General features: G+C 64.0%; 25 protein-coding genes. 20 read left to right on the forward strand and 5 right to left on the reverse strand.

Translation table 11 applies throughout. The annotated features are described in order from the left end of the window. Positions 1–43: 43 nt before the first annotated feature. The 10 genes from BLT03_RS00670 (at position 44) to BLT03_RS00715 (ending at position 9,362) form a co-directional block, all read left to right on the forward strand. A complete protein-coding gene (locus BLT03_RS00670) occupies positions 44–889 on the forward strand; it encodes a FadR/GntR family transcriptional regulator (protein WP_092739307.1) in 846 nt (281 codons plus the stop codon). A 153-nt stretch (positions 890–1,042) separates the two neighbouring features. Beyond that, positions 1,043–2,014 carry a Bug family tripartite tricarboxylate transporter substrate binding protein gene (locus tag BLT03_RS00675; protein ID WP_092739309.1) on the forward strand — a complete coding sequence of 324 codons (972 nt, stop codon included), beginning with the start codon at positions 1,043–1,045 and terminating at the stop codon, positions 2,012–2,014. Positions 2,015–2,052: 38 nt separating this feature from the next. Next, complete coding sequence (gene kdgD / locus BLT03_RS00680; RefSeq protein ID WP_092739311.1) at positions 2,053–2,964, forward strand: 5-dehydro-4-deoxyglucarate dehydratase; 912 nt, start codon at positions 2,053–2,055, stop codon at positions 2,962–2,964. Positions 2,965–3,076: 112 nt separating this feature from the next. Then, complete coding sequence (locus BLT03_RS00685) at positions 3,077–3,535, forward strand: nuclear transport factor 2 family protein (protein WP_092739313.1); 459 nt, start codon at positions 3,077–3,079, stop codon at positions 3,533–3,535. Between the two features lie 81 nt (positions 3,536–3,616). Then, positions 3,617–4,576: a 2-hydroxyacid dehydrogenase gene (locus BLT03_RS00690; RefSeq protein ID WP_092740023.1), complete on the forward strand. Its 960-nt coding sequence runs from the start codon at positions 3,617–3,619 to the stop codon at positions 4,574–4,576. Positions 4,577–4,612: 36 nt separating this feature from the next. Next, the gene (locus BLT03_RS00695) at positions 4,613–5,959 is read left to right on the forward strand and encodes an enolase C-terminal domain-like protein (protein WP_092739315.1); all 1,347 of its coding nucleotides are present in this window, start codon (positions 4,613–4,615) and stop codon (positions 5,957–5,959) included. Positions 5,960–5,986: 27 nt separating this feature from the next. Next, the gene (locus BLT03_RS00700) at positions 5,987–6,697 is read left to right on the forward strand and encodes a TorF family putative porin (RefSeq protein WP_139160255.1); all 711 of its coding nucleotides are present in this window, start codon (positions 5,987–5,989) and stop codon (positions 6,695–6,697) included. An 83-nt stretch (positions 6,698–6,780) separates the two neighbouring features. After that, the gene (locus tag BLT03_RS00705; RefSeq protein WP_092740025.1) at positions 6,781–7,359 is read left to right on the forward strand and encodes an RNA polymerase sigma factor; all 579 of its coding nucleotides are present in this window, start codon (positions 6,781–6,783) and stop codon (positions 7,357–7,359) included. A gap of 9 nt (positions 7,360–7,368) precedes the next feature. Beyond that, positions 7,369–8,043 carry a hypothetical protein gene (locus BLT03_RS00710; RefSeq protein WP_092739319.1) on the forward strand — a complete coding sequence of 225 codons (675 nt, stop codon included), beginning with the start codon at positions 7,369–7,371 and terminating at the stop codon, positions 8,041–8,043. Then, positions 8,040–9,362, forward strand: coding sequence for a S8 family serine peptidase (locus BLT03_RS00715; RefSeq protein WP_092739321.1), 1,323 nt, complete (start codon positions 8,040–8,042; stop codon positions 9,360–9,362). Before BLT03_RS00710 ends, BLT03_RS00715 begins: the two co-directional genes overlap by 4 nt. 109 nt (positions 9,363–9,471) lie before the next feature. Here BLT03_RS00715 and icd read toward each other — a convergent pair whose 3' ends face one another. Next, on the reverse strand, positions 9,472–10,731 hold the full coding sequence (icd, locus tag BLT03_RS00720; RefSeq protein WP_092739323.1) for an NADP-dependent isocitrate dehydrogenase: 1,260 nt from the start codon (positions 10,729–10,731) through the stop codon (positions 9,472–9,474). Between the two features lie 190 nt (positions 10,732–10,921). On the opposite strand from icd, the gene BLT03_RS00725 reads away from it, so the two are divergent. After that, entirely contained in the window at positions 10,922–11,149 is a 228-nt protein-coding gene (locus BLT03_RS00725) for a hypothetical protein (protein ID WP_092740027.1), read from the forward strand. A 109-nt stretch (positions 11,150–11,258) separates the two neighbouring features. Then, a complete protein-coding gene (locus tag BLT03_RS00730; RefSeq protein ID WP_245711179.1) occupies positions 11,259–11,765 on the forward strand; it encodes a DUF192 domain-containing protein in 507 nt (168 codons plus the stop codon). A gap of 89 nt (positions 11,766–11,854) precedes the next feature. On the opposite strand, the gene BLT03_RS00735 is transcribed toward BLT03_RS00730, so the two are convergent. The 3 genes from BLT03_RS00735 to BLT03_RS23650 all read right to left on the reverse strand — a co-directional run bounded on the left by BLT03_RS00735 (position 11,855) and on the right by BLT03_RS23650 (position 14,179). Further along, positions 11,855–12,436, reverse strand: a complete 582-nt coding sequence (locus BLT03_RS00735; protein ID WP_092739325.1) for a Fe-Mn family superoxide dismutase — start codon at positions 12,434–12,436, stop codon at positions 11,855–11,857. A gap of 140 nt (positions 12,437–12,576) precedes the next feature. Continuing rightward, positions 12,577–13,887 carry an exodeoxyribonuclease VII large subunit gene (gene xseA, locus BLT03_RS00740; protein ID WP_245711180.1) on the reverse strand — a complete coding sequence of 437 codons (1,311 nt, stop codon included), beginning with the start codon at positions 13,885–13,887 and terminating at the stop codon, positions 12,577–12,579. Positions 13,888–13,903: 16 nt separating this feature from the next. Then, positions 13,904–14,179 (reverse strand): hypothetical protein, encoded by a 276-nt coding sequence (locus BLT03_RS23650; RefSeq protein WP_139160257.1) that lies wholly within the window; start codon positions 14,177–14,179, stop codon positions 13,904–13,906. Between the two features lie 93 nt (positions 14,180–14,272). Between BLT03_RS23650 and BLT03_RS00745 the strand changes: the two genes are divergently transcribed. From BLT03_RS00745 to adk, 6 genes are all read left to right on the forward strand, one after another. Continuing rightward, complete coding sequence (locus BLT03_RS00745) at positions 14,273–14,902, forward strand: MotA/TolQ/ExbB proton channel family protein (protein ID WP_092739329.1); 630 nt, start codon at positions 14,273–14,275, stop codon at positions 14,900–14,902. A gap of 71 nt (positions 14,903–14,973) precedes the next feature. Further along, positions 14,974–15,399, forward strand: coding sequence for an ExbD/TolR family protein (locus tag BLT03_RS00750; RefSeq protein ID WP_092739331.1), 426 nt, complete (start codon positions 14,974–14,976; stop codon positions 15,397–15,399). A gap of 5 nt (positions 15,400–15,404) precedes the next feature. Beyond that, entirely contained in the window at positions 15,405–16,487 is a 1,083-nt protein-coding gene (lpxK, locus tag BLT03_RS00755) for a tetraacyldisaccharide 4'-kinase (protein ID WP_092739333.1), read from the forward strand. A 20-nt stretch (positions 16,488–16,507) separates the two neighbouring features. Beyond that, a complete protein-coding gene (locus BLT03_RS00760) occupies positions 16,508–16,690 on the forward strand; it encodes a Trm112 family protein (protein ID WP_092739335.1) in 183 nt (60 codons plus the stop codon). Next, positions 16,687–17,484, forward strand: coding sequence for a 3-deoxy-manno-octulosonate cytidylyltransferase (kdsB, locus tag BLT03_RS00765; protein ID WP_092739337.1), 798 nt, complete (start codon positions 16,687–16,689; stop codon positions 17,482–17,484). The genes BLT03_RS00760 and kdsB overlap by 4 nt, the downstream gene beginning before the upstream one ends. Before the next feature lie 140 nt (positions 17,485–17,624). Beyond that, positions 17,625–18,281 carry an adenylate kinase gene (adk, locus tag BLT03_RS00770; protein WP_092739339.1) on the forward strand — a complete coding sequence of 219 codons (657 nt, stop codon included), beginning with the start codon at positions 17,625–17,627 and terminating at the stop codon, positions 18,279–18,281. 77 nt (positions 18,282–18,358) lie between these two features. Here adk and BLT03_RS00775 read toward each other — a convergent pair whose 3' ends face one another. Further along, positions 18,359–19,336, reverse strand: coding sequence for an asparaginase (locus BLT03_RS00775; protein WP_092739340.1), 978 nt, complete (start codon positions 19,334–19,336; stop codon positions 18,359–18,361). A gap of 83 nt (positions 19,337–19,419) precedes the next feature. Here BLT03_RS00775 and lexA point away from each other — a divergent pair, with 83 nt between their 5' ends. Together lexA and BLT03_RS23655 are read left to right on the forward strand one after the other, a co-directional pair. After that, a complete protein-coding gene (lexA, locus tag BLT03_RS00780) occupies positions 19,420–20,094 on the forward strand; it encodes a transcriptional repressor LexA (RefSeq protein ID WP_092739342.1) in 675 nt (224 codons plus the stop codon). A 144-nt stretch (positions 20,095–20,238) separates the two neighbouring features. Continuing rightward, positions 20,239–20,847 (forward strand): hypothetical protein, encoded by a 609-nt coding sequence (locus BLT03_RS23655; RefSeq protein WP_139160259.1) that lies wholly within the window; start codon positions 20,239–20,241, stop codon positions 20,845–20,847. Positions 20,848–20,972 lie beyond the last annotated feature (125 nt).

The raw sequence follows: 20,972 nt of genomic DNA on the forward strand, positions 1-20,972 counted from the left end.
GTCATATGTTGTCATACAACGCTGAGCGATTATCATCACCGCCATGGCCACATCGATAAAGGGATTACCCGCATTCACCTCGCCCAGCGAATCCCAGGCCCTATCCATGCCCGCGCCGCCCGTTCGCCGCGCTCGCGGATTGGCCAACGCGGTGGTGGAAGATTTCTCCGGAAAAATTCGCGACCGGTTGCTGACGCCGGGCGACAAACTGCCTACCGAGTCGGAAATCATGCGGGCCCATGACGTGAGCCGCACCGTCGTGCGGGAGGCCCTGTCCAAACTGCAGGCGGCCGGCCTGGTGGAGACGCGGCACGGCATCGGCACCTTCGTCCTGCCACCCCGCGCAGGAGGCGTCTTCCGGCTGGACCCTTCCGAATTGAGCGCCTCGGTCGATGTGCTGGCCGTGCTGGAATTGCGCATCAGCCTGGAAACCGAATCGGCAGGCTTGGCCGCCATGCGCCGCAGCGATACGCACCTGCAGGCCATGCGCCAGGCGCTGGACGACTTCGAGCACAACGTGGCGATGGGCGGCGATACGGTGGGGCACGACTTCCGCTTTCACCTGCAGATCGCCGAGGCGACAGGCAACCCGTATTTCGCCGACATCATGAATCACCTCGGCACCACGCTGATTCCGCGCACGCGCATTTCGGGCATCCGCAATGCGGTGCGCGGCCACGAATACCTGAGCCGGGTGAATCGCGAACACGAAGAGATTTATTCGGCCATCGCCCGCAAGGACCCGGAGTCCGCGCGTGCGGCGATGCGCATTCACCTCACCAACAGCCGCGAGCGCCTGCGCCTGGCGCAAGAGGCCGCCAAGGCGCCAGCTGCAGCGCCTTCGGATGCCGGCGTTGCAGGCACCGTGATCCTCTCGCCCGGCGCCTGAGCGACGCCTGCGCCCTGAGCAGTACCGGGCGACGCCCCCTCGTTAACCCGAAGAGGTGTGGAAAGGCGGGGTTTGGCGCTTGTGCCTTGCTATTTTTCAGTTGTATGATGACGTACAACAAGAAATTTTTCACCCAAAGCAAGGAGACATGTGATGACTTTGAACCGCCGCCACGCCATGGTTTATGGTGCCGCCGCTCTCGCCAGCACCACCGCCATGGGCCAGACCGCCAATTGGCCCACGAAAACTCTGCGCCTCATCGTGCCCTACCCTCCGGGCGGCAGTTCGGACATCATCGCGCGCGCCATCAGCCAGCCGCTGTCGGACCTTCTGAAACAGAACGTCATCGTCGAAAACAAGCCCGGCGCCAACGGCAACCTGGGCGCCGACTTCGTGGCCAAGGCCGCGCCGGACGGCTACACCATGCTGCTGTGCGACGTGGGTGCGCTGGCGATCAGCCCTTCGGTATATACCAAGCTGCCTTTCAACCCCTCCAAGGACCTTCGCGGCGCCACCATGCTGGCGTATTCGCCGCACATGCTGGTAGTGCACCCTTCGGTGCCGGCCAACAATCTGAAGGAACTGATCGCCCTTTCGAAGAAGACCGATCTGAACTTCGCCGTGACCGCCACGGGCAGCGCCCCCCACCTGGCAGGCGTCGCGCTCGAGCGCGCCAGCGGCGCTCGGTGGCAATACGTGCCCTATAAGGGCGGCGTGACGGCCATTCAGGACACCATGGCCGGTCAGACGCAGATACTGATGAACGGCATGCTGGCCACCCTGCCCCATGTGCAGAGCGGCAAGCTCAAGGTGCTGGCCCTGTCCAAAGGCACGCGCATGCCGCTGCTGGCCGACGTGCCCACCATCGCCGAACAGGGCATCCCTGGCTTCGAATCCGGCACCTGGCAAGGCATTCTCGTGCCGCGCGGAACGCCCGACCCGATCGTGCAGCGCCTGAACACCGCGCTCATCTCCGTCATCCGCACGCCTGAAATCCGCTCGCGGCTGGCTGGACAGGGCGCAGAGGTCGTGACCATGGCAGCCGCCGAGCAAGACAAGTTCTTCGAGAAGGAACGTGCACGCTGGGCCAGCGTGGTGTCGGATGCGCAGATCCGCCTCGACTGATTTCCCTGACCTTTTTCCCACTTCAATACCGTACCGCCATGCAACCTCAAGAACTCAAGACCATCATGGGCTCCGGCCTGCTGTCGTTCCCGCTCACGGACTTCGATGCCCAGGGCCAATTCAACGCCAAGGGCTATGCCGAGCGTCTGGAGTGGCTGGCGCCCTACGGTGCCAGCGCGCTCTTCGCAGCGGGGGGCACGGGTGAGTTCTTCTCGCTCACGGCGGACGAGTACCCCGGAATCATCAAGACTGCGGTGGACACCTGCCGCGGCAAGGTGCCGATCATCGCGGGCGCCGGCGGCCCGACCCGCTTCGCCATCCAGTGCGCACGGGCCGCCGAGAAGGCCGGCGCGCACGGCATTCTGCTGCTGCCCCACTACCTGACCGAAGCCGGCCAGGAAGGCCTGGCCGCGCACGTGGAGGAAGTCTGCAAGAGCGTGAAGTTCGGCGTGATCGTCTACAACCGCGGCCAGAGCCGGTTCGCGCCCGAAACGCTGGCACGCCTGGCCGAGCGCAATGCCAACCTGGTGGGCTTCAAGGACGGCGTGGGCGACATCGAGTTGATGAACTCCATCTACATGAAGATGGGTGACCGCTTCGCCTACCTGGGCGGCTTGCCGACGGCCGAGGTGTATGCCGCTGCGTACAAGGCACTGGGCACGCCGGTGTATTCGTCTGCCGTGTTCAACTTCATTCCGAAGACGGCAATGGACTTCTACAAGGCCGTGGCCGATGACGATCTGGCGACCCAGCACCATCTGCTGCGCGAGTTTTTCATGCCCTACCTCGAACTGCGCAACCGCATGGCTGGCTATGCGGTCAGCATCGTCAAGGCAGGAGCGAAGATCGTCGGCCACGACGCCGGCCCGGTGCGCGCACCGCTCACCGATCTGAAGCCCGGTGAGATCGAAGAGCTCAAGGCGCTGATCGACAAGCTCGGCCCGCAATAAGGAAGACATCGCCGGCGGAAAGCCGGCGCCCGGCCGTGCACGGGCGCCGGTGATGGGGCGATGGGCACGCGCCAGTCAAAGAGCATCCATAACACCACAACGGAGACAAGCGATGTACAAGAAACTATTCCTCGCGGCGGCCACCGCCGTCACCATTTTGGCCATGAGCGGTTGCGCGGCCACCTCCACGGGTTCCAGCGCTTCATCGGAGCAGGCGGTCGCCACCGCTGCCGAGCGCCTGAGAATCGCCATGATCGATCCCACCCCGGCGGCCCTCGGCCAACTCGTGGCGGACGATCTGAGCTACGGCCATTCCGGTGGCCGCGTGGACACCAAGACCAGCTTCATCAGCGACCTGATCGCCGGCAAATCCGACTTCGTCACCATCGTCATCAGCGACCAGACAATCAAGGTGGTGGGTGACGCGGCCATCGTGCGCCACACCCTCACGGCCGACACCAACGATTCGGGCAAGCCCGGCAAGGTGCAGATCAAGATTTTGGGCGTCTGGCAAAAGCAAGGCGCCGACTGGAAGCTGCTGGCCCGCCAGGCCGTTCGCACCGCACCCTGACGCCTTTCCCTCGAAGGCCGGATGCGCATCCGGCCTTCGCCATCGGCTTTGATCGCCGTCCACGCAGCCGCATCTCCCGCCATGAGCACCACACCCCGGCCCCGAATCCTGCAAATCGCCCGCCTGCCGCTGCCGGCCCTCGAAGACGATCTCGCCGCGCAGTTCGACGTGACCTGTCTTGCGGACCAGCCGGACCCATCCCTCTTTTTGGTCGAGCGGGGCGCGGAGTTCACCGGCGTCGTGACCTCGGCCTCCATCGGCCTGAAGCGCGAGGTGATCGATGCCTTGCCGAATCTCAAGTTCATCAGCAGTTTCGGCGTGGGCTTCGACGCGTTGGACATCGCCACAGCCAAGTCGCGCGGCATTCAGGTGGGGTACACCCCGGGCGTGCTGAACGACTGCGTGGCCGACATGGCCTTCGCCCTGTTGCTGGACGTGTCGCGCGGCATCAGCGCCAGCGACCGGTTCGTTCGGCGCGGCGATTGGACCCATGCCCGGTTTTCACCGCAGACCCGGGTGTCCGGCAAGCGCCTGGGCATCGTGGGCATGGGCCGCATCGGCCAGGCCGTGGCCGAGCGTGCCTCGGGCTTTCGCATGGAGGTGGGCTATCACAACCGCCGCCCCAGCGCCGAATCCGCCCTGCACTACTTCGCGTCTCTGGTGGAACTGGCCCGATGGGCCGACTACCTGGTGCTCACGGTGGCTGGAGGCGCGGAAACCCGCCATCTCGTCGATCGCACGGTGCTCGATGCACTGGGCCCCAATGGTTTTCTGATCAACGTCGCGCGCGGCAGCGTGGTCGATGAGGCCGCGCTGATCGAAGCGCTGGCAGATCGCCGCATTGCCGGCGCAGGGCTGGATGTGTTCGAGAACGAACCTGCCGTCCCCGCCGCGCTGCAGGCACTGGACAACGTGGTGTTGACTCCGCACACCGCCAGCGCCACGCACGAAACCCGCCGCGCCATGGCCGACATGGTGCTGGACAACCTGCACGCCTTCTACGGCACGGGAGCGGTTCGCGCCCCGGTGCCCGGTACGTAATCCATCCCGCTCCGATTTCTTCCGAAGCCCATCACCATGCCTACTGCCATTTCCACCCCTGTCATTACAGAAGTGCGGGTCATTCCGGTCGCCGGGCGCGACGGCATGCTGCTCAACCTGAGCGGCGCGCATGCACCGTTCTTCACGCGCAATCTCTTCATCCTGACCGACAGTGCCGGGCGCACCGGGGTGGGCGAAGTGCCGGGTGGCGAGAAGATTCGTCAGGCGCTGGAGGACACGAGGCCGTTGCTGGTCGGCCTGCCCGTCGGCAACCATCTTGCATTGCTGCAACAGGTGCAGTCCGCGCTGGCAGGGCGCGACACGGGTGGGCGCGGCCTGCAGACCTTTGACCTGCGCATCGCCATCCATGCCGTCACCGCGGTCGAATCGGCCTTGCTCGATCTGCTGGGGCAGCACCTGGGCGTGCCGGTGGCTGCGCTACTCGGCGAAGGCCAACAACGCGATCGCGTGGAGATGCTGGGCTACCTCTTCTTCGTCGGTGATTCGGCCAAGACCGATCTTCCCTACGTGCGTGCCGATGACGTCGATGCACCAGAAGGCGATTGGAGCCGTGTGCGCCACCTGGAAGCCCTCACGCCGGAGACCATCGTTCGCCAGGCCGAGGCCGCCCATGCGCGCTATGGCTTCAACGATTTCAAGCTCAAGGGCGGCGTGCTGCGCGGAGAAGACGAAGTGCTGGCCATCCGTGCGCTGCACGAGCGCTTCCCGAAGGCACGCGTCACGCTCGACCCCAACGGCGGTTGGCTGCTGAAAGACGCTGTGCGCCTGTGCCGCGATCTGCACGACGTGCTGGCCTATGCCGAAGACCCCTGTGGCGCGGAAGACGGCTTTTCGGGCCGCGAGGTGATGGCCGAGTTCCGGCGGGCCACGGGCCTGCTTACCGCCACCAACATGGTGGCCACCGACTGGCGGCAGATGGTGCACGCCCTGTCGCTGCAGTCGGTCGATATTCCGCTGGCCGATCCGCATTTCTGGACCATGGCGGGCTCGGTGCGCGTGGCGCAGACCTGCCGCGACTGGGGTTTGACCTGGGGATCGCACTCCAACAACCACTTCGACGTGTCCCTGGCCATGTTCACGCACGTGGCCGCGGCCGCGCCCGGCAAGGTCACCGCCATCGATACCCACTGGATCTGGCAAGACGGGCAAGGCCTGACCCAGGCACCTTTGCAGATCGTGGACGGCCATGTCACCGTGCCGAAAACCCCGGGCCTGGGTGTTCAACTGGACATGGCTGCCGTGGAGCGCGCTCACCAGCTGTACTTGCAGCATGGCCTGGGCTCGCGCGACGACAGCATCGCGATGCAATATTTGCATGCCGGCTGGGCATTCGATCCGAAACGCCCGTGCCTGGTCCGATGAACGGCTGAGCTGGCCTAAACTGCTGTCATGCCCTCCTCCCCCACCTGGATTGACAGCCCCGCCCGCAACCTGCTGCCTTTGATTCTGCTGGGAGCAACAGCCAGTTGTGGTGCACAGACCCGCGACGTGACCGGGGAAATCGCGGTGAGCAGCGACCTCACCGAACGGGGATTTCAGACGCCGATTCGCCGACCGATCGTTCAAGGACTCGTGACTCTTTATGACGCCACGGGTTGGTCGGCCGGAGCCGTGCTGGGCATGCAGACGAACGGCCGCCGCTTCGGCCGGGCGATCGTCCGCCTCGCCTATGACGGAGTGCTGTCCAATGACTGGCAGTACCAGGCCGTCACGCAGTACTACGCTTATCCGGACAACCCAGCCGCCCAATTGCTGGACCGCCTGGAAACGGGCCTGAGCTTCAGCTACCGAGATTTGATCGTGGCTGGCGCTTCGGTCTTTCGGTATCCGCACACTTTGGATGCGGCGCGGCCGATGCGGTGGGCGCTCGATCTGGGCGGGCGGCTGCCATTGGACGACCAGTTTTCATTGACCGGCACCATCGGCCTGTCACAAGTCAGGCCACATGGGCGTTATGCCTACGGTAGCGTCGGGGTTGCTTGGCGCCAGGGCCCGTGGCGTGCCACGCTGAGCTATCTGACGACCGATGATCGAGCGAATTCGGTGTACCCGGGAAACACGGCGGGTAACTGGTCCTTCATGTGGGCGCGTTCTTTTTGAAGCGATAGCAACCTTTTGGTGCACGATGGGCACTTACGGTGCAATATCAAAAGCTGCAAGACGCCAATTCGCCCCCTCGCACCATGGCCGCCCCATCCTTTCCTGACGACTCGACCGATCTCGACTTGCTGCATGGCATAGCGGCCGGTGATCGCGCAGCGTTGGCCTCTTTGTACCGGGCTTACCACCGCCGGCTGTGCCAATTTCTGACCCGACTCACCCGAAGGGCCGATCTGATCGAAGAGATCATCAACGATTGCTTCTGGATCGTTTGGCAGAAAGCGGGCAATTTCCGCGAAGAGTCAAAGGTGTCCACCTGGATCATGGGAATCGCCTATCGCTGCGGGTTGAAGGCATTGCGTCAGGATGGCGGCGCGCACACCCTGAATTTGACCGACGACGAAGTTGAAGCCCAGCAAGATCTCTCGACCGACCCCGGTGACGCCAGAGAGTTGCGCAACTGGCTCGACAAAGGCATGGAAAAACTTTCGGTCGACCAGCGCCTCGTGCTGGAGCTGGCCTACACCGGCGGGCATTCGCTGGAAGAGATCGCGGTCATCACCCAATCACCCGTTGGCACGGTGAAGGCGCGCATGTTCCATGCCCGCCTGAAGCTGCGCAATTTGCTGCCTGCCTTGGCCACACGCAGTACCGCTCAATAGGACTGAAATATGCCTTACCGTTTCCCAGGCTCGCAACAAGACCGCTCGCACGTTCTCACCCAGGAGACGTTGCCGTGGATCGTCAACGGCAGTGCCAGCGATCAGCAACGTGCCGATGTCGAAAAGCACTTGGTGCAATGTGCCGAGTGCCGAACCGAACTCCAGATGCAGCAGCAAGTCCAGAGTGCCATGGCCTTGCCACCTGTCAACATGCCCGATGACCAGGCGGGTCTCAACAAGCTGCTGGATCGCATCGAAATGGGTGCGTTGCTGGACCAGCCGCTGCCAAAACCGGCCGCTGTGGAACGGCGCCCTGCTGGCAGATTGACGTATGCACTGGCTACCTTTGCTGTACTGCAGGCCGTAGCGCTCGCCTTCATGGGCCATCGCTTGGCCGACGAGGAGCCCTCCACCTTCCAGACGTTGAGCACCCCACCCGCTGCGCGTGTCGCAGACGCAGGCACGCCCAATGCCATCCGTGTCGTTCCTGACGGGCGTATCACGCTGGCCGACTGGAAGGCCTTGCTGCAGTCGCTGGACCTGCAGGTCGTGAGTGGCCCGAACGCCATGGGTGCTTACGCCGTCTCCACCAAGGATGCAGGCCGAGCGAATGCACAAGCCCTGGAGCGGCTTCGCAGCACACCCGGCATGCAAATGGTGGAACCCATCGAAGGCGCGCCATGAACGCACGTTATTCCGCTGCAGCGCTGCTGCTCGCTGGAGTGCTTTCCGGCTGCGCCGCCAGCTCGCCGGGTGCTCCCGGCGCAAGCTCTGCCGCAGTGCAGCTATCTGGCGAAGCACGCATGAGAGCGGACAGCGCGCGTTACATCATCGTCGCCGTTCCGAATCCGCTAGAGCATGTTCCGGGCCGCGCTGGCACCAGCCTGTCGAGCTACGGTGCGCCGCCCCGCTACACCATGGGCAATCGCGCCTCCAGGGCCGTGCAGTCCCTCGCCACGGACTACGGCCTGCGGGAGGTGGCAGCATGGCCCATTCCGCCGATGAACGCCCATTGCGTGGTGTTCGAGATCAACGCCAGTGCTTCGCGCGAAGCGTTGTTGCAAGACCTGTCGCGCGATGACCGCGTACAGCTCGCTCAACCACTGCAAGACTTTTCGGTCAACGCAACCCCGGAGCCGCAGACCCCCGCGGTGGCTTACAACGATCCCTACATGCCCTTGCAGCAGGGCTTCGGGGAAATGCAAATCGCGCGTGCGCACAAGTTCAGCACGGGAAAAGGCGCGCATGTCGCGGTGATCGACACCGGCGCGCAGACGGAGCATCCGGAACTGCGTGGGCAGATCGATGCGGTCTATAACCTGGTGGACGAAAACGCGGCCACGTTCCAGCAGGATCAGCACGGCACCCAGGTGGCAGGCATCATCGCTGCGGTCGGCAACAACCTGCAAGGCATCGTCGGCATCGCGCCAGAGGCCAAGATAAGCCTGTACAAGGCATGCTGGTATCCGGCGGGCCAAGCCACCGCAGGCGCACGCTGCAACTCGTTCACCTTGGCGAAAGCGCTGGTGGCCGTCATGTCATCCGATGCACGCACCATCAACCTGAGCTTGGGCGGCCCCGAAGATCCCTTGCTCAGCACCCTTCTGGGCCAACTGGTGAAACAGGGCCGGGCCGTGGTCGCAGCGCTTCCCTCCAGCGGTGAACGCACCGGGTTTCCCGCAGGTGTGCCGGGCGTGATCGTAGTAGGCGCAGCAGACACCCCCAACCTGATGGCCAAGGGCATTCTGGCAGCGCCAGGCAAGGACGTACTCACCCTGCAGCCGCAAGGCCGCTACGACTTCGCGACCGGCTCGTCGATGGCAGCCGCCCACGTGAGCGGAATGATCGCCCTGATGCAGGCCAGTGCGCCGCAGCTCGACGGCAATGCCATCAAAAGCTTGTTGATGGACAGCGAAAAGAATGCCGACAAACCGCTCATGGTCAACGCCGAACGGGCGCTGGAATTGCTGCCGAATCACGGCCAGCGTCTCGCAGGGCGCTGAAGCCGAGGCCGGGCAACTCGGCAATCGGCAAAAAAGAAACCCTTGAAATCCTTCTGGGACTTCAAGGGTTTTTTCACGCGTCAGATGCCTTTGGCACCTGCCTTGCGGCTCACATGTTGTCGATCATGACCTGGCCGAATCCAGAACAACTCACCTGAGTCGCACCTTCCATGAGGCGGGCGAAGTCATAGGTGACCTTCTTGCTGGCGATCGACTTCTCGATGGAACTGATGATCAGGTCTGCGGCTTCCGTCCAGCCCATGTGGCGGAGCATCATCTCTGCCGACAGGATCTCGGAGCCTGGGTTCACGTAATCCTTGCCCGCGTACTTGGGTGCCGTGCCGTGCGTGGCTTCGAACATCGCCACGGTATCGGAAATATTGGCGCCAGGGGCGATACCGATGCCACCTACCTGCGCTGCCAGAGCGTCGGAGATGTAATCGCCGTTCAGGTTCAGCGTGGCCACCACGCTGTACTCCGCCGGACGCAAAAGAATCTGCTGCAGGAAGGCGTCGGCAATGCTGTCCTTGATCGTGATTTCCTTGCCGGTCTTCGGATTCTTGAACTTCATCCACGGGCCGCCATCGATCAGTTCAGCGCCGAACTCCTTGGCCGCCAGCCCGTATGCCCAATCACGGAAGGCACCTTCGGTGAACTTCATGATGTTGCCCTTGTGCACGATGGTCACGCTGGGCTTGTCATTGTCGATGGCGTACTGCAGGGCCTTGCGCACCAGGCGTTCCGTGCCCTCCCTGGACACCGGCTTCACGCCGATGCCGGAGGTTTCGGGGAAGCGGATCTTCTTGACGCCGAACTCGTCTTGCAAGAACTTGATGAGCTTTTTGGCCTTCTCGGATTCGGCTTCGAACTCGATGCCTGCATAGATGTCTTCCGAGTTCTCGCGGAAGATCACCATGTTGGTTTTTTCGGGCTCCTTCACAGGCGAAGGCACACCCTTGAAGTACTGGATGGGGCGAAGGCACACATACAAGTCCAGCTCCTGGCGCAGTGCGACGTTCAGCGAGCGAATGCCGCCACCCACAGGCGTGGTGAGGGGCCCCTTGATCGACACCACGTAGTCGCGCACGGCGTGCAGGGTTTCTTCCGGCAGCCACACATCCGGGCCGTAGACCTTGGTCGACTTTTCGCCGGCAAACACTTCCATCCAGTGGATCTTTTTCTGGCCGCCATAGGCTTTCGCCACGGCTGCGTCCACGACCTTCAGCATCACGGGAGTGATATCCAAACCCGTGCCATCGCCCTCGATGTACGGAATGATGGGCTGGTCCGGCACATTCAATGACATGTCAGCGTTGACGGTGATCTTCTGGCCTTCGGAAGGCACCTTGATGTGCTGGTAGCTGGTCATGGAACGGGTCTCTCCGGTGAAACGATGAAGGGGCTTCAGCTGGTCAGGCAAACGCAATACAGCCAATGATTCTAAGTCACAAAAAAATCGCATTTTTCTTGTCAACGGCCGTCGCTGCGGCCCCGTTGTGGAGGTGCTTCGCGGCACTTCGCGCGGCTCTCATCCGAACCTCATCAAGGAATTGGCACATATGAAAAAACTCCTCGCTATCCTGGTTGCTGGTCTGTTCGCCGCTGGTGCTTTTGCACAAGGCGCAACGCCAGCCGCACCTGCAACGCCTGCAGTGACTTCCGCCCCCAGCGCCGAGCCAGCTGCACCGGCTCCCAAAGCACACGCCAAGGCCAAGTCCAAGAAGCCTGCAGCACACAAAGTGGCTCACAAGAAGGCAACCAAGAAGCACACCAAGTCTGCTGCTTGAGTCTTTACTGGCCAGCACAGCCAGCCACCACAGTGGCCGGTCCTTCAAAAAGCCCGCGCAAGCGGGCTTTTTGCTGTGGGCTGCTACCCTTCAATCTCCCATTGCATCTATGGAACGCCAGATGATGAAATCATCCCTTTCTAGCGCAGCGAATTGCTCACCCAACAAAGTCCTCGCGACTGTTTTTGCAGCGTTGGTCTTGTCCGCTGGAACCACCGCCAATGCGCAGGAATCTCCCCAGTTGAATTTGCAGCGCGTGGAACTCGGCGCTGGCATGCATCGCATCGATGCCCAAGTGGCCGTAGCGCCGCAGGAACGGCAGATCGGCCTGATGCACCGCAAGGAAATGCCCCAGCAGGAGGGCATGCTCTTCGTGTTCGAAGAACCTGCCGTGCAGTGCTTCTGGATGAAAAACACGATCCTGCCTCTGACTGCGGCCTTCGTGGCGGACGACGGCACCATCGTCAACCTTGCCGACATGAAGCCTCAAACGGAAGACTCTCATTGCTCTGAAAAACCGGTGCGCTACGTGCTGGAGATGAACCAGGGATGGTTCGCCAAGAAGGGGGTAAAGGCAGGGGCCAAGCTGTCTGGCGCTCCATTCACCCGCCGCTGAAGCAACGGCCTCGACCTCGGCTGTCCTTTGATGGCAGCCCATAAAAAACGGCCCCTGAGGGCCGTTTTTTATGATGCCAGTTCAAGCAATCAGGCAAAGTTGCTTTCAGCAAACTTCCAGTTCACCAGCTTGTCGAAGAAGGTTTCGACGAACTTGGGGCGCTGGTTGCGATAGTCGATGTAGTACGCATGTTCCCACACGTCGACCGTCAACAGTGCCTTGTCGGCCGTGGTCAGCGGGGTGCCAGCGGCGCCGGTGTTCACGATGTCCACGCTGCCGTCAGCCTTCTTCACCAGCCAGGTCCAGCCGGAGCCGAAATTGCCCACGGCGCTTTTCACGAAAGCTTCCTTGAAGGCGGCGTAGCTGCCCCACTTGGCATTGATGGCAGCGGACAGTGCACCGGTGGGCTCTCCGCCGCCGCTGGGTGCCATGCAGTTCCAGAAGAAGGTGTGGTTCCAGATTTGCGCTGCATTGTTGTAGATGCCGCCGCTCGACTTCTTGACGATCTCTTCGAGCGTCATGCTTTCGAATTCGGTGCCCTTTTGCAGGTTGTTCAGGTTCACCACGTACGCGTTGTGGTGCTTGCCGTAGTGGTATTCCAGCGTCTCCTGGCTGTAATGGGGCGCCAGGGCGTCGATCGCATAGGGCAACGGTGGCAGGGTATGTTCCATGGTGCAGTCCTTCGTGGTTGAAATTCTTGGAATGAAACCGCTGCCCCCTGGGGCCGGCGCGGTCCAAGCGGCGATTGTAGAAAGTAATAGCAGGGGTTGCTGTAGGCCGCAGCCAATTGCAAAAAAGGCGGCTTATCCCGTCACAGCAAGCGGCGCTGGGCCACTTGCAAATCGATCTCGCCATCCGTCACCGCAGCCCGCAGGGCGTCGCCAGGGCGGACCTGGGCCACTTGGGTAACCGGCTGACCTTGCGCATCGGTCAGCAGGGCATAGCCCCGTTGCAACACGAGCTGCGGGTCCAGCAATTGCAAGCGCAGGGCGGAGCGCTCCAGCCGCTCCGACTGGCGAACGGCATGGCGTTTGAGCACCTGAGGCATTTCGGCCTCCAGCGCTTGCTGGCGCTGCGCAAGGCGCTGCATTTTTAATAGCACGCTGTGGCGCATGCGTTCGGCCAGCCTGGCCAGCCGCGTCTGCTGGCGCGCCACCAGTCCGGAAGGCCGTCCCAGGCGCTGGGCCACGAGGTCAAGGCGCTGGTGGCGAACATCGAACTGAGACTGCACAGCGTCCGACAGCCGCTCGCCCAGCAGATCGATCGCCCCCAGCCAGACGGTCCGCGGCTGCGACACCAGTTCGGCAGCGGCTGTCGGCGTGGGCGCGCGCAGATCGGCACAAAAATCGGCGATGGTGAAGTCGGTTTCGTGCCCGACCCCGCAGATCACAGGCACCGGGCTCTGAACAATGGTGCGTGCAAGGTGTTCATCATTGAACGCCCACAAATCCTCGATGGACCCACCGCCCCGTACGAGCAGGATCACGTCGATGGGTGGATGCGGACGCGGGGAATCGGATGGCCCGCCATTCGCGTCGCTGCCATCGGCCATGGCATACAACTTGGACAGCGCAGCACGCATCGATGCCGCAGCGATGGCCCCTTGCACAAGGGCGGGCACCAGCGTGACCGGAATGTGCGGCACCCGCCGCCGTAGCGCCGTCACGACATCGTGCAGCGCCGCCGCGCCGGGCGAAGTGACCAGGCCAATGCCGCGCGGCATCAGCGGCAGCGGCCGCTTTCGTGCACTGTCGAACAGCCCTTCCGACTCCAGCTGGGTTTTGAGCCGCAGAAACTGCTCGAACAACGCCCCTTGCCCCGCCCGCTGCATGCTCTCGACGATGAGTTGCAGGTCGCCCCGCGCCTCGTAAACCCCCAAACGGCCACGCAGTTCGACCAACTCGCCGTCGCGCGGGGAGAAGTCCAGCAGCAAGGCCGCACGGCGGAACATGGCGCAGCGGATTTGCCCTTGCCCATCCTTGACCGTGAAATAGCAATGCCCGCTGGACGCCCGGGAAAAGCCGGTGATCTCGCCCCGAACCGCGACAGGATTGAACCGCGCCTCCAGAGCATCAGCAATGGCGCGGCACAGCGTGCCAACTTCCCAGATTCGCGGCGCCATTGCAGGGTTCATGGCGTCAGATACCCATGGCGCAAGGGCTGGCGGGCCTTTGCGGCAATGCAGTAGTCCACAGCGGGCTTGGGAGTCGAATTGAGTGGCTATCACCGGCGGCATGGCCGCGCATCGCCAGCAAATACGTGCAAGCCGTTGATTCAAAACGGTTTTTCAGTGCGTTATTTTTCATCAATCTGTCAAATTCACGATTTGGCGCCGCTTGGCGGGCCATGGCAGCCCGGTTGCCCACAAAGTTATCCACAGAAAATGTGGGTGAGCGCAGTGGGTCGGGCGGCATGGCAGGGTGATGGCGAATGGGCGTTTCGCAGCGTGGACAGGCGCACCAACTGGGCCATAATCGCGGATTGCTTCCATCTGCGCGGAGAGAGAATTGCTGTCGATCATACAAGCCGCAGGCTGGCCGATCTGGCCCTTGATAGCCTGCTCCGTTCTGGCGCTGGCACTCGTCGTAGAGCGCTTCATCGCCCTCAAGACCGCACGGGTCGCTCCTCCCAAACTGCTGGATGAAGCCATCACGGTGTCCTCCCGCTCCCTCCCTACGCCCGATGTGGTGAACCAACTGGCGCAAAACTCGGCGCTGGGCGAAGTGCTGGCCAGCGGCCTGCGCACGCTCAACAGCAATCCGCAGAGCAACGAAGCCGATGTGCGCGCCGCCATGGAGAGTTCCGGCCGGGCCGTTGCGCACCGCCTTGAAAAGTACCTCAGCGCGCTGGCAACCATTGCCTCCGCCGCACCGCTGCTCGGCCTGCTAGGCACGGTGATCGGCATGATCGAGATCTTCGGCTCCCAGGCAGGCGCCGGGCAATCGGGCGGCGGCAACCCTGCCCAACTGGCGCAGGGCATTTCGATCGCGCTGTACAACACCGCGTTCGGCCTGATCGTGGCGATTCCGGCACTGATCTTCTGGCGCTACTTCCGCAGCCGCGTGGACGGCTACCTGCTGACCCTCGAGCTCGCCTCCGAGCAGTTCGTGCGGCACATTTGCCGCCTGCGCAAATGATCTTGAGGCCCAGGGCCTGCGTTGCGACAGTTCACGCCCCTGTCCTTGCAACATCGATCGGCTGAACGACTATGAACTTTCGCCAACGCCCCACCGAAGCGCCGGAAATCAACCTGATTCCGTTCATCGATGTCCTGTTGGTGGTGCTCATCTTCCTGATGCTGTCCACCACCTACAGCAAGTTCACCGAACTGCAGTTGACGCTGCCCGTGGCGGATGCCGAACAGCAGCGGGACCACCCCAAAGAAGTCATCGTCGCCGTGGCGGCCGACGGCCGCTATGCCATCAACAAGTCCGCCGTGGATGGCAAAAGCGTGGAAGTCGTTTCGCAAGCACTGGCTGCCGCAGCCACTGCGGGCAAGGACAGCGTCGTGATCATCAGCGCCGACGCCAACTCTCCCCACCAGGCCGTCGTGACGGTGATGGAAGCTGCGCGCCGCGTGGGCTTGTCCCAGATCACCTTCGCCACGCAATCGACGGCCAGCGCCGGCAAATAGCCGCGATGGCTGGCGCAGGGCCGCAGCCGCCCTCTTCCCCTTCCTTCCCTTCGCCCTCGCCGCCGGTCGCCCCAGAGACCTTGTCAAAGCGGCTGCAAAACGCCTGGAAGCGCCGCGGACTGCTGGCCTGGGCGCTCTGGCCGGTGTCCTGCCTATACCGCGCAGTGGTGGCATTGCGGCACCTGTTGTACCGCGCTGGCATTCTGCGGTCCGAGCGCATGCCCGTGCCGGTGATCGTGGTGGGCAACATGATCGCCGGCGGTGCTGGCAAGACGCCGGTGACGCAGGCGATCGTGCGGCACCTGGCGGCACAGGGTTGGCGCCCCGGCGTGGTGTCGCGCGGCTACGGGCGTTCCACCGATGACTGCCGCGAGGTGCACCAGGATAGCAACGCCTCCGAAGTGGGCGATGAACCCTCATTGATCGCGCGCAGCACCGGCGTGCCGGTGTTCGTGGCACGCCAGCGGGCGCAGGCGGCTCGGGCGCTCTTGGCCCGGCACCCCGCGGTCGACGTGATCGTGTGCGACGACGGATTGCAGCATTTGGCACTGACGCGCGATGTGGAGGTGTGCGTCTTCAACGACGACGGGGTCGGCAATGGATTTTTGCTGCCCGCCGGCCCGCTGCGCGAGCCCTGGCCCCGGCCGGTCGATTGCGTGCTCCATGCCGGCGGCCGGCCTGAAGGCAGCGCGCCGGCGTTTGCGCTGCGCCGCTCGCTCGGCACCGATGCAGTCCAGGCCGATGGCAGCACGGTGCCGCTGGCCCGGCTGCGCGATCAGCCATTGCACGCGGTGGCAGCCATCGCCCGGCCACAGGAATTTTTTGCGATGCTGCAGGCGCAAGGACTCGCCTTGCAGTCCGCCAGCGCCCTGCCGGATCACTATGATTTTGATAGCTGGCAGCGCAATGAAATCAACGGCGCAGCCTTGATTTGCACCGAAAAAGACGCCGCCAAGCTCTGGCACCGTCACCCGGACGCGCTGGCCGTGCCCCTTCGGGTGGACATCGACAGCGCTTTTTTCACGCTGCTGGACGATGCGCTGCTAGCCGCTGCGGTACGCCGCTCGCTATCATCGCCGTCCGACTGACCCAAAAAGCCCTTACCGCCATGGACCCCAAACTGCTTGAACTGCTGGTCTGCCCCGTCACCAAAGGCTCGCTCACCTTCGACCGCGAACGGCAAGAACTCGTCTCGCGCAGCGCACGGCTGGCCTATCCCGTGCGCGATGGCATTCCCGTCCTCCTGGAAAACGAGGCGCGCACGCTGACGGACGAGGAGCTGGAGGCGTGACTGCGCCGGTCGCGCCCTTCACCGTATTGATTCCCGCACGGCTGGCCTCGACGCGCCTGCCCGACAAGCCGCTGGCCGACATTGCCGGACTGCCCATGGTGGTGCGCGTCGCCCAGCGCGCGGCCCAGAGCCGCGCCGCATGCGTGGTGGTGGCGGCAGACGATGCCCGCATCCTCGCCGCCTGCCAGGCGCACGGGGTGCAGGCGCTCCTGACGCGGGCCGACCATCCCAGCGGCAGCGATCGCCTGGCAGAGGCCTGCGAGCAGCTCGGCCTCGACGGCGATGACATCGTGGTGAATGTGCAGGGCGATGAGCCGCTGATCGATCCCGCGCTCATCGATGCCGTGGCCGCACTGCTGCCCGCCCGCCCCGAAGCCAGCATGGGCACCGCCGCGCACGCCATCGACACCCTGGCCGATTACGCCAATCCCAACATCGTGAAGGTCGTGCTCGATGCTCGCGGGCTGGCGCACTATTTCAGCCGCGCTCCCATTCCCCACGCACGCGACCACGCCGGTACGGCCTGGTGGACGGGCGGGGCCGAAGGGCGCGTCCCTGGCGTGCCGGCAGGCTACGCGCCGCTGCGCCACATCGGCCTGTACAGCTACCGGGCCTCGTTCCTGCGCCAGTTTCCGTCGCTGCCGCCCGCGCCCACCGAGGCTGTCGAGGCCCTGGAGCAGCTGCGCGCCCTGTGGCACGGCCATCGCATCGCTGTGCACATCACGGCCGCGGCACCCAGCCCGGGCGTGGACACGCCGCAGGATCTGGAGCGCGTCCGCGCCCTGCTCCGATAGGGATTTTCGAGTCCCGACGGTGTCAGGAAAGCGCGCGGACCCGCGTGCTATCCTTGCCCGCGATCAGAGTGCCGCATCCCGGGCAGGAGGCAAGCCCGTGGCCAGTGGCGCCAGCCGAATTCAACACTTAGAGGACATCCATGAGACTGATTCTTTTGGGCGCACCCGGCGCCGGAAAGGGCACGCAGGCCGCATTCATCTGCCAAAAATACGGCATTCCGCAAATCTCCACCGGTGACATGCTGCGCGCTGCCGTCAAGGCCGGCACGCCGCTGGGGCAGCAGGCCAAGGCCGTCATGGATGCGGGCGCGCTGGTGAGCGACGATCTCATCATCAATCTCGTGAAGGAACGCATCGCCGAGCCCGATTGCGCGCACGGCTTCCTGTTCGACGGTTTTCCCCGCACGATCCCGCAGGCCGACGCCATGAAGGCCGCCGGTGTCAAGCTCGACTACGTGCTGGAAATCGACGTGCCGTTCGACGCCATCATCGAACGCATGAGCGGCCGCCGCTCCCATCCTGCCAGCGGACGCACGTACCACGTCAAGTTCAATCCGCCCAAGGTGGAAGGCAAGGACGACGTCACCGGCGAAGACCTGATCCAGCGCGAGGACGACAAGGAAGCCACCGTCAAAAAGCGCCTGGACGTGTACAGCGCCCAGACCCGCCCGCTGGTGGACTATTACTCCAGCTGGGCCAAGACCGACCCTGCCGGCGCACCCAAGTACCGCGCCATCAGCGGCACCGGCAGCGTGGAAGAGATCACCCAGCGCGCGTTGGCAGCGCTCGCCGGCTGATTCCAATACAGGTTGATTTGGCGCTGGCAGCGCCATGACAGCCCCTGACGCCCCGCCATGCGCGGGGCGTTGTCGTTTCAGCCCCGATGGCGTGGCCGGGCCAGCAATTCGAGCAGCAGACTGATGCGTGCCTTCACCGGGCTGAGGCCCTCCGAATGGGGCAGCACATCGCCCGGCTTGGGCAAAACCTGCCCTTTGTGGCAACGGGTAGCGATGCGCACATCCACGCCGCTGGCGTGTGCGCGCTGCAACGCCTCGCCCAGCGATTGGTGCACCGTGCCGTTGCCGGTGGCGGCCACGACGATGCCGTCCGCGCCGTCGCGCACCAGCAGATCGACGATGCGTCCGTCCGCGCCGGCATGGTTCATGAGAATGTCCACCCGAGGCCAGAGCAAGGTGTCGCCCACCGACTTCAACCTCGCCTGCAGAGCAGCCGGCGTGCCCAGCGGTTCGGGCCAACCGCAGGCCAGCCGCACGGCGCCCTCCTCCACCCATCCCACCGGGCCCACTTCCCCGGAACTGAACGCATCCAGCTGATAGGGATGCACCTTCTGCACGTGACGCGCGCCATGGATCGTGCCGGCCGCGACCGCCAGGACACCGCGTGCCCCGGGCGTTGCAGCCACGGTCACCGCGTCGAGCAGGTTTTGCGGGCCGTCCGGCGCCATGGCCGTGGCGGGCCGCATGGCGCTGGCGAGCACCACGGGGCGGTCCGCGGACAGCACGGAATGCAGGAACCACGCCGTTTCTTCGAGCGTGTCGGTACCGTGGGTGACGACGATGCCCCGCACGTCAGCGTCCGCCAGCAGTTCAGCGCATCGCAGGCCCAACTGCCGCCATACGGCGAAATCCATGTCCTTGCTGTCGATCTGCGCGATCTGCTCGGCTTCAATCCGGCCGCCTGCAGCCTTTTCCGATCCAGGAACGGCTTCCAGCAACTGCGAAATGCCTACCTGTCCGGCCCTGTAGCCGATGTTGTCCCCCGCCTCGGCTGCCGTACCGGCAATCGTTCCGCCGGTGCCGAGCACCACGATTTTTCCTGTGCCCACTTGCACGCTCCAAAAAACTGGTTAAAAATACAGTGACTGGATTAAAAAACAGGCTTTCTCTGCCTTTCCGTTCAGCACCGGAGTCACACATGTTCGACAGTCCCAAGCTCACCGCCCGCCAGCAGCAGATCCTCGATCTGATCCAGACCGCCATTTCCCGCACCGGCGCGCCTCCCACCCGGGCAGAGATCGCGGCTGAATTCGGCTTCAAATCCGCCAACGCTGCTGAAGAGCACCTTCAGGCACTGGCCCGCAAAGGCGTGATCGAACTGGTCAGCGGCACATCGCGGGGCATCCGGCTTCGGGGCGATGCGGTGCGCTCAATCAACGCCGCGCGCGGCACGCAGTTCCATCTGCCCATTCCGGGCCTGTCGCAACTGGTGCTGCCTCTGGTGGGCCGCGTGGCTGCAGGGTCGCCCATTCTCGCGCAGGAACACGTCGACCAGACCTACAGCCTGGAAGGCAGCCTGTTTCAGCACAAGCCCGATTACCTGCTCAAGGTGCGCGGCATGTCCATGCGCGACGCGGGCATCATGGACGGCGACCTGCTCGCGGTGCAATCCACCCGCGAAGCGCGCAACGGCCAGATCATAGTGGCCCGCCTGGGCGACGACGTCACCGTCAAGCGCCTGCGCCGCACGGCCACCGCCATCGAGCTGCTGCCGGAAAACCCCGACTACCCCGTGATCACCGTGCACCCCGGCGAGCCCTTCGAAATCGAAGGCCTCGCAGTGGGCCTCATCCGCAACACCATGCTGATGTAGCCCCATACACACCGCCGCAGGTGGCGGGCGTCTGGCGGTCATGGGCAATCAATCAAGCCATGGCCAGCCAACCCTGCGGCAGTGTGTTTTTACTTGGCAATCCTGCCTGTGTTCAACCCCCTCGCACTTCGCTGGAGTTTTCACATGGGATTTGCCCTGCTCACCTTGTCTTCTTTCTCCCAACCGCTCAATGCGCTGGCGCGTTGGTTGCGTGCGCCCGCCTGCCGACCCGTTCGCCCGGAGCGCGCAGGTGCCTCGGGTCGTGCGCCCGGCGTGTCGGCGATCAAGAGTGCTGCCCCCGCCGGACAGGCATCGATCCGTACGCACGGTGCAAGCTTGCAACCGGATTCAAGCCACGGCCCGGAAACGGCCGCCCGGGGCGCGTTGCCGCAGCCTCAACCGGCCGAGGCAACGCAACTTTCGCTGCTGGACGGGGCGTTAGATGGCCGTGCGCAACCGGCCCCGCCCGTCCTGCCCAGGCGCTTCGCGGTGGTCCGCCCCCGGCTGGATCGCCCTGAACTGGCCCATCCAGCCCCCGTAGGCACTTGGTCCAGCACCAGTGCCAACGACAGTGCGGCCTTCACGGCCTGCAGCCGTCCGCGCAACGCCGCGTCCATGCGTCCTTTGCGCGTCCTGGACCGCCGTGGGCCGGGCGCAGCAGCGCGGGTGCTTATTTCCGGCCGCATGGCCGACGTTTGTGCCGAACTGGACCGCCTGGTGCGTGCCGAAGCGGCCATGCAGACGCCGCACTGAGCCGAGGCTTTCGGGTTGGCGCGTTGGAAGGCCGCAACGATGTCTTGCGCTTTCCCGAAGCCCTGGCGAAGTGGATGGAGCGGAGGCGCTGAGGCAGCGCAGACAGCGAAACTAAGAGCAGCGGA

It is taken from the genome of Paracidovorax valerianellae, from assembly GCF_900102625.1.
Taxonomy (GTDB): domain Bacteria; phylum Pseudomonadota; class Gammaproteobacteria; order Burkholderiales; family Burkholderiaceae_C; genus Paracidovorax; species Paracidovorax valerianellae.

Excerpts from the sequence above, each read along its gene's own strand:
- lexA (WP_092739342.1), top strand. The coding sequence starts at position 19,420 with ATGTTCGACAGTCCCAAGCTCACCGCCCGCCAGCAGCAGATCCTCGAT.
- lpxK (WP_092739333.1), top strand. The coding sequence starts at position 15,405 with ATGGCTGGCGCAGGGCCGCAGCCGCCCTCTTCCCCTTCCTTCCCTTCG.
- BLT03_RS00685 (WP_092739313.1), top strand. The coding sequence starts at position 3,077 with ATGTACAAGAAACTATTCCTCGCGGCGGCCACCGCCGTCACCATTTTG.
- kdgD (WP_092739311.1), top strand. The coding sequence starts at position 2,053 with ATGCAACCTCAAGAACTCAAGACCATCATGGGCTCCGGCCTGCTGTCG.
- BLT03_RS00670 (WP_092739307.1), top strand. The coding sequence starts at position 44 with ATGGCCACATCGATAAAGGGATTACCCGCATTCACCTCGCCCAGCGAA.
- BLT03_RS00760 (WP_092739335.1), top strand. The coding sequence starts at position 16,508 with ATGGACCCCAAACTGCTTGAACTGCTGGTCTGCCCCGTCACCAAAGGC.
- BLT03_RS00730 (WP_245711179.1), top strand. The coding sequence starts at position 11,259 with ATGGAACGCCAGATGATGAAATCATCCCTTTCTAGCGCAGCGAATTGC.
- BLT03_RS23655 (WP_139160259.1), top strand. The coding sequence starts at position 20,239 with ATGGGATTTGCCCTGCTCACCTTGTCTTCTTTCTCCCAACCGCTCAAT.
- BLT03_RS00690 (WP_092740023.1), top strand. The coding sequence starts at position 3,617 with ATGAGCACCACACCCCGGCCCCGAATCCTGCAAATCGCCCGCCTGCCG.
- BLT03_RS00695 (WP_092739315.1), top strand. The coding sequence starts at position 4,613 with ATGCCTACTGCCATTTCCACCCCTGTCATTACAGAAGTGCGGGTCATT.
- BLT03_RS00725 (WP_092740027.1), top strand. The coding sequence starts at position 10,922 with ATGAAAAAACTCCTCGCTATCCTGGTTGCTGGTCTGTTCGCCGCTGGT.
- BLT03_RS00750 (WP_092739331.1), top strand. The coding sequence starts at position 14,974 with ATGAACTTTCGCCAACGCCCCACCGAAGCGCCGGAAATCAACCTGATT.
- BLT03_RS00700 (WP_139160255.1), top strand. The coding sequence starts at position 5,987 with ATGCCCTCCTCCCCCACCTGGATTGACAGCCCCGCCCGCAACCTGCTG.
- adk (WP_092739339.1), top strand. The coding sequence starts at position 17,625 with ATGAGACTGATTCTTTTGGGCGCACCCGGCGCCGGAAAGGGCACGCAG.
- BLT03_RS00705 (WP_092740025.1), top strand. The coding sequence starts at position 6,781 with ATGGCCGCCCCATCCTTTCCTGACGACTCGACCGATCTCGACTTGCTG.
- BLT03_RS00735 (WP_092739325.1), bottom strand. The coding sequence starts at position 12,436 with ATGGAACATACCCTGCCACCGTTGCCCTATGCGATCGACGCCCTGGCG.
- xseA (WP_245711180.1), bottom strand. The coding sequence starts at position 13,887 with ATGGCGCCGCGAATCTGGGAAGTTGGCACGCTGTGCCGCGCCATTGCT.
- BLT03_RS00715 (WP_092739321.1), top strand. The coding sequence starts at position 8,040 with ATGAACGCACGTTATTCCGCTGCAGCGCTGCTGCTCGCTGGAGTGCTT.
- icd (WP_092739323.1), bottom strand. The coding sequence starts at position 10,731 with ATGACCAGCTACCAGCACATCAAGGTGCCTTCCGAAGGCCAGAAGATC.
- BLT03_RS23650 (WP_139160257.1), bottom strand. The coding sequence starts at position 14,179 with ATGCCGCCCGACCCACTGCGCTCACCCACATTTTCTGTGGATAACTTT.
- BLT03_RS00675 (WP_092739309.1), top strand. The coding sequence starts at position 1,043 with ATGACTTTGAACCGCCGCCACGCCATGGTTTATGGTGCCGCCGCTCTC.
- BLT03_RS00710 (WP_092739319.1), top strand. The coding sequence starts at position 7,369 with ATGCCTTACCGTTTCCCAGGCTCGCAACAAGACCGCTCGCACGTTCTC.